This window comes from Cypionkella sp., from assembly GCF_034376685.1.
GTDB lineage: Bacteria > Pseudomonadota > Alphaproteobacteria > Rhodobacterales > Rhodobacteraceae > Cypionkella.
Genome location: NZ_JAXMJJ010000067.1, coordinates 47,152 through 58,204 on the forward strand (window position 1 = coordinate 47,152; position 11,053 = coordinate 58,204).

Sequence of the window (11,053 nt, forward strand, 5' to 3'; positions counted from 1 at the left end):
CGCGCGGGGGTCAGCCCCCGCGCAACCGCTCGCGGTTCTGCGCCAGCCAGAAGGCCGTCAGGATCGTCGGCGCGTTGGAAATCTCGCCCGACCCAACCAACGCCATCAGCCGATCAAAGCTGATCAGATGGCCGCGAATATCTTCCGCCTCGCCTTCCACACCAAACACCCCCGCCACCGCATCCGGCAAATCGGTCAGCGCCACGAATGAATAGAGATATTCCGCCGAGCACCCTGGCGTCGGATAATAGCTGGCCACCGGCAGCAGATCGGTCAGCGCCAACCCCGCCTCTTCCACAGCTTCGCGCCGCGCCGCAGCTTCCGGCCCCTCGCCCGGATCAATCCGCCCCGCAATCGCCTCGATCTGCCACGGCTGTGGATCGCCGCGCAGATAGGGCCCGGCGCGGAACTGATCCACCACCAACACCCGATCGCGCAGCGGGTCATAGGGCAGCACCGTCACGGCATCACACGCAATGAACCCCGCCCGCGTCACCTGCGGGCTCATCGAGCCGTCAAAACGCCGAAAGCTGACGTCGATTTCTTCCATCGCAAAGAACCGCGCATAGGGCTCGCGCAGTGCCGCCACTGTCACATCCCCCGATGCAGCGTGATGGCGCAGCGTGGTCGCCGCAGCCTGCCCCGCCCGCACCCGAGACGCCCCGCGCGCCAGAATCTGCTCAAACCGCGCCGCCACCGCACGCGGCGGCTTCAGTCCGAACTGCGCCAGATAATCCTTGGCCATCGCGACAAATTCTGCACCAAACTGTTGCTGCCACTGCTCGAACATCCAAACTCCGCCGCGCTCGCAGTGATGCGCGCAAGCCTCGGGATGAAACACCAGGGCCACGACCGCCCCATCGTGGCGCATCACCTCCATCACGCGGCCGCTAAATCCGAAACCGCCCTCGAAGAAATCCATCCTTGCCACATCGGATTCAGAGCAAGCCGTAACCAAGATCCCCTCGGTGCGTGTCCCCGGCTCTTCGATCAAAATTGGAAAACTGCGATCCTTCACCCAGTACAGCGCATGATCCGCCAACCAAGCCGACGTGGCCACGACTTCATGGCCAAGCACCGCCTCCAACAGCGGCAGGTGCCGCAACGTGCCGTAAAAGAAATAAGGGCGGTTCACGACCAGCGTTTCCCTGCCCATTCCGTGATCAGCCCCGCCAAAACGCCCCCGACCAAAATCACGCCCAACATATCTGGCACCACCAGCATTTTGCCATAGTCAAACATCAGTTGGAAAATTCCCACCACAGCTTCCATCGGGCCATCATACATCATTCGCGTGGATTTTTTCAGCATGAAGTATACCGAAAATGCCAGCAGCGCCCAGAACACCAGGATCAGCGCCGTCACCAGACCCGAGTTGATCGCCTCCCGGTAGCCCTTGCGCGTCAGTTTGCCCATCACCAGCCAGCCCACTGCGAACCCAATCGCCGCAGTGATTTCGCGAAAATAGCCCAAGGGCGTGCCCTCTGGCAGATATTTGACAAAAGTCTGTGCAGCGACAAAGCCAAGCAAGGCATAAGCGATCGCGGCGACAAGTTTAGAGGCAGTTGGCATGACGGTCCTTCACAGCTTGGGCCTGAGCGACTGAAACTTCAGACCCCCGCCGCCCGGATCGTCAGATCGGACGGGTCAATGTGATCTGCGTTACATCGCAGTTTCCGCCCTCAAACGTGCCAGCACAAGAGGCGAGATAAAAGTTCCACATCCGTCGGAACCTCTCATCAAACCCCAATCCCGCAGCCTCGGCCCAGCGCGCGTTGAAACTGTCATACCAGCGCCGCAGCGTCTGACTGTAGCTTTTGCCAAACTCGATCGAGCCCTTCACCCGCAGCCCCGCGCGTTCCGCCTCGCGCTTCAACACCGAAGGGCTGGGCAACATGCCACCGGGGAAGATGTATTTCTGAATGAAATCAACAGCCTTACGGTAGGTTTCAAACCGCGCTTCTTGCACGGTGATGATCTGCAAAGTCGCGTGGCAGCCCGGCTTCAAGCGATCCCGCACGGTGTCAAAATACACCGGCCAGTATTTCTCACCCACCGCCTCGAACATCTCGATACTGGCGATGCCGTCGTACAGCCCGGTCTCGTCGCGGTAGTCCTGAAGCTTGATCTCCACCTTATCCTGCAAGCCCAACCGTTGCATCCGCGCCACGGCAAAATCATGCTGGGCCTGACTGATCGTCAAAGCCGTCACCCGCAGCCCGCGTTCCTTGGCGGCATATTCGGCAAAACCGCCCCAACCGCAGCCGATTTCCAGCACATGATCACCGGGCTTCGCCCCCATCTGATCCACCATCGAGGCATATTTCTGCGCCTGCGCGGTCTCAAGGCTTTCCTGCCCGGTGCGGTAAATCGCGGACGAATAGGTCATGGTATCGTCCAGCCACAGCCGATAGAAATCATTGCCCAGATCATAGTGATGCGCGATGTTCTTGCGGGCCTGCCGTTTCGAGTTCGATTGCAACCAGAACCGGAAGCGCTCATACGCCCGCACCAAAGCCATGCCGGGGAACGCGTCATAAACCTCGCCATTGCCCTCATGCACCAGATCCATGAAAGCCATCAGGTCGGGGCTGGACCAGCCGCCCTCGACATAGGCCTCACAAAACCCCAGATCGCCCTCACGGATCAACCGCGCAAACAGATCGGTGTCATGCACCGCAATCTCTGCCACCGGCCCCGGATTCTGCCCCTCAACGCGAAAACGGCGGCCATCGGGCAGTACGAAATCCAGCCGCCCGTTGCGCAACTTTTGCGCCAGTTCAAACACGGCGGAAAAGTAGCGCGGCAACTGTTTTTGACCTTTGGTCGTCGTCAACACGTCCATCATTCCCTCCCAACTGGATCTGTTAGCGCAGCAGCGCCACTTCGCGCCGCATAGGCTGCCAGCGCCCGCGCCCGCCCGTCGGCAAGGGTGACAATCGGCTTGGGATAAGCCTGCGTCACTGCCAAGTTCCAGCGCTTGGGCACGGCATCAAAATAGCTCTGCGCCTCTGCTCCCGGCTGGGCCGAGATCTCGGCAATCCAGCGTCGCCGATATGCCCCGTCGCTGTCAAATTTTTCAGCCTGTCCCGCCGGATTGAACACCCGAAAATACGGTGCCGCATCGGGGCCAGATCCTGCCACCCATTGCCAGCCCATCGCGTTGGCAGCCTCGTCCCAATCGGTCAGGCAATCGGCAAACCACGCCTGCCCCAACCGCCAATCACTCAGCAGATGCTTGGTCAGATAAGACGCCACCACCATCCGCGCCCGATTGTGCATCCGCCCGGTGACATACATCTCACGCATCGCCGCATCGACAAACGGCTCGCCGGTCATGCCACGCCGCCACGCTTCGGCCTCTGGGTTGTCGCCACGCCACGCGAAATCCTCCCAGCCCTCGCGCCAGCTTTGCGTCAGAATATGCGGCGAATGGTGCATCAGATGATATGCAAACTCGCGCCAGACCAGTTCCTTGCAAAACTGCTCCGCCCCCGCATCCCCCTGATGCAACGCCCGCTGCCCTGCCGCCCAGATCGTCCGCGGCCCAATCTCCCCCCAAGCCAAATTCTCCGACAGCCCCGAGGTCGCCCCAATCACCCCCGGAAAATCCCGCGCCGCGCGGTAGCGATCCACCGCCGTATCGATAAATTCATCCAACCGCGCCAGCGCCGCCGCCTCGCCCACCCGCTGATGTGGCAAACATACCGCAGCCCCGCGCCGCATCGCCGCCCCCATCTGCCAGTCGGCCAGATCCTCCGAGACAGGCCAAACCGAAGGTGCGCGCAGCGCCGTCACCGCAGGCACCGGCCCGGCAAATCCCCGCGCCGACACCGCCTTCCAGAACGGCGAATAGACCTTGTAATAACCGCCCTGCCCGGTCGCCACCTCCCAAGGTTCGATCAACAACGCGCCCGGAAAACTCTCCGCCACCAGCCCCTTGGCCTTCAGCGCCGCCTTCACTGCCGTATCCCGCGCCACCGCCTGCGGATCATACATCCGCTGCCACATCACCCCCGCAGCCCCGGTCTCCGCCACCAGAGCCTGCAAAACCGCCAGCGCATCGCCGCGCCGCAGGATCAACCGCTGCCCCATCGCAGCCAAGGTTTCAGCAAACCGCGCAAGCCCCAACCCCAGCCGCCATTTCGCAGCCGCCCCCAAAGCCTCCGCCTGCCCATCCAGTACAAACACCGGCAGCAAAGGCCGCCCCGAGGCCACCGCCGCCGCCAGCATCGGATGATCCGACAGCCGCAAATCCCGCCGGAACCATAAAATCAAAGGCTGATCGCTCATCACATCCCACACTGTTTCAAATGCTTACGCGTCAAACCTCCGATCAGATCACAAGTTCATCCTCTGCGCACAAATATCCTGCGGGGGAAGCCGCAGGCGGGGGGCGCAAAGCCCCCCGATTTCCGTCACGGAAATCGTCACGATTTTTCTCAAAAATCGCTACAGCACCCGGTCCAGCGCCGCGATCAACTGCACAACCTCGTCAGCCGAGGTGTAATGCACCAAAGACATCCGCAGCACGCCCTGCTCCAGATCCACCCCCATCGCGGTCAGCGGACGCACCGCGTAGAAATCCCCGGCCCAACAGGCGATGCCTTCGCGCCCCAAAGCCTCTGACACCGGCTCTGCCGCGCGGTCCAGCACCACCGCCACCGTCGGCGCGCGCGCCTCTGCCGCCCGTGGCCCGATCAGCCGCAGATCATTGCGCGCGGCCAGATAGTCCAGCAACGGCGCCACCACCGCCACCTCATGGGCCCGCATCAAATCATGCACCGCCCGGTTGCGCTGCGCCGCATCCGCCTGCGCGCCAAAATGATGCGCGTGCAAAGCGTCGATGTAATCCGCCATCCCGGCACAGGCCGCAATCTGCGCATGGTCCGGCCCCGCTGGCGTGAAGCGCTTATACAGCGAACCTGCGTTGAAATAATGCCCCTGCGCAGGCAGTTCCGCGCCGAACGCCTCAGAGATCACCATGATGCCCTGATGCGGCCCATAGGTCTTATAGGCCGAGAACAGATACACATCGCAGCCGAGTGCTGCAAAATCCGGCAGCCCATGCGGCGCATAAGACACCCCATCGACCACCACCCGCGCGCCAGCCGCCTTCGCCATCGCTGACACAGCCGCCACATCATTGATCTCTGCCACCACGTTCGAGCAATGCGGCAAGCACACCAGCCGCACCTGACCATCCGCCAAAAGCGCGCTCAAATCTGCTGGGTCCAGCGAACCCGTCTGCGGATCAATCTGCCACTCGCGCACCTCGATGCCCTCATCGGCCAACCGCCGCCAGACCCCAGAGTTCGCCTCATGGTCCTGATTTGTCACCACAATCGCCGCGTTCGCACCCTTCAGCCAAACCCGCACCGCCTGTGCCAACACATAGGTATTGGCCGAGGTCGAAGGCCCGAACGACACCTGCGGCCCGTTCACCCCCATCAGCCCGGCCAGACGCTCCCGCGCCTCATCCATCTCGGCGCCGCCCGCCTGCGCTCCCGGATAGGGGCCATAGGGCTGTACCTTGCGATCCAGATAAAACCGATGCAGCCGGTCCACCACCTGACGGCAGGGATAAGACCCACCAGCATTCTCAAAAAACGCATGGCTTCCCAGCACAGCGCTGTCAAAAGCCGGAAACTGGCTGCGCACAAAATTCAGATCAAGTTCGGTCATCAGACACCTCTTATTGCGGTTCAGACAAACGGCCCGGCAGGAGTCCACGGAAAAGCAAGGCCGTGGCAGGTCTTCCAGCCAAGCCGCAGCCCCGCACAGGCGCTGTGGCAGACCCCGCGCAGAACGCAGGTTCGCAGCAAACCTAGCGGCGGATTTTTGCGCCGTAAACCCCCCGCAAACGCCGATCACAGCCGCCATGATTCGGCCGGATCCTGCGGCGCTGCGCCAAGATTTTCGCCAAAGCCGCAGCCGCATTCGGGTTACCCCCCGCCCACGCCGCCCGATCTTGCAATAAGCGCTTGAGCCAACCGCGTCCCCGCTTTAGCCTCATCACCATCAGATCGCAGCCTGAAAAAGCGGTCGCCCTACAACCGGAAGGAACTCCATGCGACTCACCCGTCTATTTGCCAGCACGGCCATCACCCTCAGCATTGCCACCTTCGCCCATGCCGGAGATGCAGAACTGACCGTGTTCGACTGGGCTGGTTTTGAAAGCCAGTCTCTGATCGAGGCCTATGTCGCCAAGCATGGCGATATGCCGACCTACTCCTTCTTCGGAGACGATGACGAAGCGTTTCAGAAAGTTTCCAACGGCTTCAAGGCCGATGTCGCCCATCCCTGCGCGCAGATGGTGCAGAAATACCGCGACGCAGACCTGATCGAGCCTTGGGATGTCAGCAAAATCCCGCTCTATGGCGAAATTGGCGAGCGTTACAAGAACTCCAAGATCTTCGCCGATGAAGGCGGTGTCTGGTATATCCCGACCGATGGCGCATACACCGCCGTGGCCTACAACACCGATGCGGTGAAACCCGAACAGGTCGCCTCGCTGCAAGTGTTCACCGATCCGGCCTTTGCGGGCAAAATCTCGCTGCCCGACAACACCGACGACACCTGGTCGCTGGCGCTGCTGGCCACCGGTGTGTCTGACTGGACCAACGTGACCGAAGAGCAGTTTGCTGCCGCAGCTGCCTGGCTGCGTCTGGCTCATGCCAATGTGCGCACCTATTGGGCCGACCCTTCGGAACTGGCGCAGTTGATGAAAACCGGTGAGGTCGTCATTGCCTGGACGTGGAACTATGGCGTTGCCAACATGAAGCGCGAAGGCGTGCCGGTTGCCTTCAACCGCACCCCGACCGAAGGCGTCGCCAGCTGGTTCTGCGGCTATGTCAACTTCAAGGACGCGCCCGGTTCGGAAGAAAAGGCCTATGACTTCATCAACGCGTGGCTGGATCACGGCTCGGCCAAGGGTCTGCTCGAGAATTTCGGCTATGTCCACGCCAATGATGTGGCGATGAAAGACATCCCGCTGGAAGAGTTGAAAGCGGCCGATGTCGATCCGGTCGAGGGCATTCTGCTCAGCCAGGTGCCGATTGATCCGACCATGCGGGATCGCATGACGCAAGAGTTCGAGATGATCAAATCCGGCTTCTGATCCATCGCTGAAACCGTCAAAACGCCCGCAAATCCTTGCGGGCGTTTTGCATTGCGGCAGGTGCGGACCGCAAGAAACCCCGCAAACCTTAACAAGGCGTTAAATCCGCATCATCAACCCATTGATATAAAACAGATAAAAAAGGTCCCGAGTTGGGACCGCACACCACCTTGCGCCACCCCTCCCCTGCCCCTATATTGACCCTGTCCGGGGCAACTCGGACTATGGCGATAAACGCACCCATAATAAACGGCTCGGACCCGGGGGCGGTACCCGGCGACTCCACCAATTCACCCTTTCATTTGGGGCGTGTGGGGTCGAAACAGGATCGACGAACGTCTAAAGGGGCCAGCTTTTGCTCGGTGAGGTACCACCGTTATCGGTCCAAACGTACAGTTGCAAATGACAACCGTGCTCCGGCAATGGCTTTGGCTGCGTAAGCAGTTCGAGTCGCCGAAACTAAGCCCTTGCGCTTAGCCGCGTAAGGCGGGGTCCGCCGGAACCTGGCAACAGAATCCGGCACTTTCCCCTTCTTGGCTTGACGCAACTCCGCGAATTTCCTATCCAAATTCATGGGGTCCGCGAACACCCCGTGAGGCTTTGGCCCAAGCGTCGCATCCATTGTCATAGCAAAGGATGCCCGGCCATGCCGCAGCTTAACCAAATCACGCCCGCCCAACTGATCCGCCTGATCGGTCTGCCAGATGCCCCTGTCATCGTCGATATCCGCATCCCCGAAGACATCGCCGCCGACCCGCGCCTGATCCCCGGCAGTTTTCTGCTGGCGCACGATCGTTTTGATCCTGCCCCAGCCACCCTGCTTGGCCAACGCGTCGTTGTGGTCTGCCAAAAAGGCCGCAAGCTCTCCGAAGGTGTCGCAGCTCTGTTGCGCACTCAAGGCATTGACGCGCAAGTTCTGGAAGGTGGCTGCATGGCTTGGGCCGAAGCCTCCCTGCCCATGCTGCCAATCAAATCCCTGCCGCCAAGCAACCTCTGGGTCACCCGCCACCGCCCCAAGATCGACCGCATCGCCTGCCCGTGGCTGATCCGCCGCTTCATTGACCCCACCGCGCGCTTTTTGTTCGTCGCCCCATCCGAAGTGCAATCCGTCGCCGATCGCTTCAACGCCACCCCGTTTGATATCGAGGACACCTTTTTTAGCCATCGTGGCGACACCTGCACCTTTGACACCCTGCTGGAAGAATTTGCCTTGCACACCGAAGCCCTGCAACGCCTCGCCCAAGTCGTGCGCGCAGCCGACACTGATCGCCACGACCTTTCCCCACAAGCCGCTGGTCTGCTTGCGATTTCCGTTGGATTATCGCGACAATACCGCGATGATCTGGAACAACTCAGCGTTGGCATGACGCTCTATGATGCGCTCTACCGCTGGGCGCGCGATGGCCATGAAGAAGGCCACGACTGGCCCGCAGGCCGCGCGCAATGACCACGATCCCAGAGCTGACCCAAACCTTCGCCCGCATCGGCATCCTGTCGTTCGGCGGCCCTGCCGCACAGATCGCCATGATGCACCGAGAATTGGTTGATGAGAAACAATGGGTGACCGAAGAGGAATATCTCTCGGCCCTGTCCTTCTGCATGCTCCTGCCCGGACCCGAGGCGATGCAACTGGCGACATGGATCGGCTGGCGCAAGCTGGGCACACTGGGGGGCTTGATCGCGGGAGGCCTTTTCGTGCTGCCCGGCGCGGTGATCGTTCTGGCCCTCTCGATGATTTATGCAGCTTTTGGCACGGTGCCTCTGGTCGCGGCCTTGTTTATCGGGGTTCAAGCCGCGGTTTTGGCAGTGGTCGCGGAAGCGCTGCTGCGCGTCTCAAAACGTGCCCTGAAATCCCGCGCGCAATGGGCCATCGCAGTGCTTGCGTTCGTTGCCCTGTTCTTCTTCGCAGCCCCCTTCCCCGCGGTCATCCTTTCAGCAGGTCTTTGGGGATTTTTCACCGTAAAATCAGACCCATCTGCCAGTCAGACCACCCCCGCCCCCTGGGCGCAATCGCTGCGGGCCACTGCAATCTGGGGCGCTGTCTGGCTGATCCCTCTCTGTCTGATTGTGCTGTTTGGCCCAGACATCCTTGCCGATATTGCGCTGTTCTTCTCCAAACTCGCGATGCTGACCTTCGGTGGGGCTTACGCGGTGCTGACTTGGATGGCGCAGGATGTGGTTCAGCAAAAACAATGGCTTACCCTGCCGCAAATGATCGACGGGTTGGGGCTGGCCGAAACCACCCCAGGCCCGCTGATCCTTGTGACCGAGTTTGTAGGCTACCTCGCTGCGGCAAAACACGGTGTTGCGATGGGCCTTGCGGGCGCGTTGATCACCCTTTGGATGACGTTCGCGCCCTGCTTTCTCTGGGTCTTTGCGGGGGCGCCGTGGATTGCCCGACTGACCCACGCCCCCCGCCTGTCACAAGCCCTCAAAGCCATCACCGCTGCGGTGGTTGGGGTGATCGCCAACCTGTCGCTGTGGTTTGCGGCGCATGTGATCTTTGCCACCGTCACCCCGCTCACCTACGGCCCGCTGCATCTGATCTGGCCTGATCCCAGCAGCCTAAAGCTGCTTGCCACCGCCCTCGCCCTGCTTGCCGCCTATCTTTTGCTGCGTCGTCACTGGCCGCTTCCCATTGTGCTGGGTCTTTGTGCGATAACTTCCGCTGCAGTTGCAGCATTCTGAGCCGCCCCCCTTCCCTTTGAAGGCGAATCCCCTATGGTGGCAGCATTAAGAAGAGGTGGCGCATGGCAAAGTCTATTGATTACGGAAACCTCATGCACCGCGCGATGCGGGGATTGATTCAGACCGTTCTCAAGGATGTGTCGGTTCACGGATTGCCCGGCGCGCATCATTTTTTTATCACCTTCGACACCACGGTTGAGCGTGTAGAAATGGCCGATTGGCTCCGCTCGCGCTACCCTGGTGAGATGACCATCGTGGTGCAGCACTGGTTCGAAGATCTGATTGTCACGGACGAAGGCTTTGAAATCACGCTGAACTTTGGCAATCAACCCGAACATCTGGTGATCCCCTTCGATGCAGTGCGCACCTTTGTCGACCCCTCGGTCGAGTTTGGCCTGCGCTTTGAGACCCATGAAGATGATGACGAAGACGACGAGGAAGACGATCCCGAAGACGATCCCACCCCGCCACAGAACGATGCGCAAATCGTGCGTCTGGATAAATTCCGCAAGCAATAGATTTGCTTAGTTTTACAGGAGGCTGCCATGCCGAAAGAAACTGCTCTGTTCTTGCGTCAATTCGTCACCAATCCACTGCAAGTGGCATCCGTCGTGCCCTCCTCGCGTTGGCTGGCCCGCGCCATGGCGCAAGGATTGGGTCCGAACTCTGGTCGTGTGGTTGAATTTGGCCCCGGAACCGGCGTTCTGACCAGCGGCATTCTGGAAACCGGCCTGCCGCCGGAAAATCTGAGCCTGTATGAGATGAGCCCCAGCTTTGCAAAACTGCTGAAGAAGAAATTCCCCAACATCACCGTTCACAATGCGCCAGCACAATCGGTCGTTGGCAACGTCGAACCCGGCGTAGAGGTGGTGATTTCCGGGCTGCCGTTGCTGTCGATGCCAATGGCCGTGCGCGAATCCATCGTGAAGGCTGCGTTTGAAATCCTCTGCCCTGATGGACGTTATGTTCAGTTCACTTATGGTGCCAAGCCTGCGCTGTCGGCCGAACAGCTCAGCCGATTGGGTCTGAAGGTCATTGCCGGGCCGAAAGTCTGGCTGAACATCCCGCCTGCGCGGATTTTCATCTTTCAGCGCGCCTGAATTTGGATAATTTCGGTATACCTCTGTATACCGATTGAATTTTGAAGCCCGGCGCGCTAAGCCGCAGCCATCTGATTTAGGAGGCTTGCAGATGTCCGCCACCCGTACCGAAACCGACAGCTTTGGCCCGCTTGACGTTCCCGCC

At 60.5% G+C, this 11,053-nt stretch carries 10 protein-coding genes and 1 other RNA gene; 6 read left to right on the plus strand and 5 right to left on the minus strand.

From position 1 onward, the window contains the following. Nucleotides 1-10 precede the first annotated feature (10 nt). The 5 genes from U1A24_RS13205 to U1A24_RS13225 form a co-directional block, all read right to left on the minus strand. The gene (locus tag U1A24_RS13205) at nt 11-1,135 is read right to left on the minus strand and encodes an NUDIX domain-containing protein (RefSeq protein ID WP_322322439.1); all 1,125 of its coding nucleotides are present in this window, start codon (nt 1,133-1,135) and stop codon (nt 11-13) included. Beyond that, nucleotides 1,132-1,572 carry a TrgA family protein gene (locus tag U1A24_RS13210; protein ID WP_322322440.1) on the minus strand — a complete coding sequence of 147 codons (441 nt, stop codon included), beginning with the start codon at nt 1,570-1,572 and terminating at the stop codon, nt 1,132-1,134. Before U1A24_RS13210 ends, U1A24_RS13205 begins: the two co-directional genes overlap by 4 nt. Nucleotides 1,573-1,633: 61 nt before the next feature. Further along, nucleotides 1,634-2,845 carry a cyclopropane-fatty-acyl-phospholipid synthase family protein gene (locus U1A24_RS13215; protein WP_322322441.1) on the minus strand — a complete coding sequence of 404 codons (1,212 nt, stop codon included), beginning with the start codon at nt 2,843-2,845 and terminating at the stop codon, nt 1,634-1,636. Further along, nucleotides 2,845-4,296, minus strand: coding sequence for a cryptochrome/photolyase family protein (locus U1A24_RS13220; RefSeq protein WP_416173494.1), 1,452 nt, complete (start codon nt 4,294-4,296; stop codon nt 2,845-2,847). Before U1A24_RS13220 ends, U1A24_RS13215 begins: the two co-directional genes overlap by 1 nt. 156 nt (nt 4,297-4,452) lie before the next feature. Next, complete coding sequence (locus U1A24_RS13225) at nt 4,453-5,685, minus strand: aminotransferase class V-fold PLP-dependent enzyme (RefSeq protein ID WP_322322443.1); 1,233 nt, start codon at nt 5,683-5,685, stop codon at nt 4,453-4,455. A 385-nt stretch (nt 5,686-6,070) separates the two neighbouring features. Here U1A24_RS13225 and U1A24_RS13230 point away from each other — a divergent pair, with 385 nt between their 5' ends. The 6 genes from U1A24_RS13230 to U1A24_RS13255 all read left to right on the plus strand — a co-directional run bounded on the left by U1A24_RS13230 (nt 6,071) and on the right by U1A24_RS13255 (nt 10,908). After that, nucleotides 6,071-7,120: an extracellular solute-binding protein gene (locus U1A24_RS13230; RefSeq protein WP_322322444.1), complete on the plus strand. Its 1,050-nt coding sequence runs from the start codon at nt 6,071-6,073 to the stop codon at nt 7,118-7,120. Nucleotides 7,121-7,286: 166 nt separating this feature from the next. Continuing rightward, nucleotides 7,287-7,644, plus strand: a transfer-messenger RNA (tmRNA) gene (gene ssrA / locus U1A24_RS13235). 122 nt (nt 7,645-7,766) lie between these two features. Further along, nucleotides 7,767-8,567: a sulfurtransferase/chromate resistance protein gene (locus tag U1A24_RS13240; RefSeq protein ID WP_322322445.1), complete on the plus strand. Its 801-nt coding sequence runs from the start codon at nt 7,767-7,769 to the stop codon at nt 8,565-8,567. Continuing rightward, nucleotides 8,564-9,808, plus strand: a complete 1,245-nt coding sequence (chrA, locus tag U1A24_RS13245; protein WP_322322446.1) for a chromate efflux transporter — start codon at nt 8,564-8,566, stop codon at nt 9,806-9,808. The genes U1A24_RS13240 and chrA overlap by 4 nt, the downstream gene beginning before the upstream one ends. Nucleotides 9,809-9,870: 62 nt before the next feature. Beyond that, nucleotides 9,871-10,326 (plus strand): SspB family protein, encoded by a 456-nt coding sequence (locus U1A24_RS13250; RefSeq protein ID WP_322322447.1) that lies wholly within the window; start codon nt 9,871-9,873, stop codon nt 10,324-10,326. Nucleotides 10,327-10,353: 27 nt separating this feature from the next. Continuing rightward, a complete protein-coding gene (locus U1A24_RS13255) occupies nt 10,354-10,908 on the plus strand; it encodes a class I SAM-dependent methyltransferase (RefSeq protein WP_322322448.1) in 555 nt (184 codons plus the stop codon). Nucleotides 10,909-11,053 lie beyond the last annotated feature (145 nt).

Bases quoted from the DNA above. Each gene is read 5' to 3' on its own strand.
- U1A24_RS13210 (WP_322322440.1), bottom strand. From the start codon at position 1,572: ATGCCAACTGCCTCTAAACTTGTCGCCGCGATCGCTTATGCCTTGCTT.
- U1A24_RS13215 (WP_322322441.1), bottom strand. From the start codon at position 2,845: ATGGACGTGTTGACGACGACCAAAGGTCAAAAACAGTTGCCGCGCTAC.
- U1A24_RS13225 (WP_322322443.1), bottom strand. From the start codon at position 5,685: ATGACCGAACTTGATCTGAATTTTGTGCGCAGCCAGTTTCCGGCTTTT.
- U1A24_RS13230 (WP_322322444.1), top strand. From the start codon at position 6,071: ATGCGACTCACCCGTCTATTTGCCAGCACGGCCATCACCCTCAGCATT.
- U1A24_RS13240 (WP_322322445.1), top strand. From the start codon at position 7,767: ATGCCGCAGCTTAACCAAATCACGCCCGCCCAACTGATCCGCCTGATC.
- chrA (WP_322322446.1), top strand. From the start codon at position 8,564: ATGACCACGATCCCAGAGCTGACCCAAACCTTCGCCCGCATCGGCATC.
- U1A24_RS13250 (WP_322322447.1), top strand. From the start codon at position 9,871: ATGGCAAAGTCTATTGATTACGGAAACCTCATGCACCGCGCGATGCGG.
- U1A24_RS13255 (WP_322322448.1), top strand. From the start codon at position 10,354: ATGCCGAAAGAAACTGCTCTGTTCTTGCGTCAATTCGTCACCAATCCA.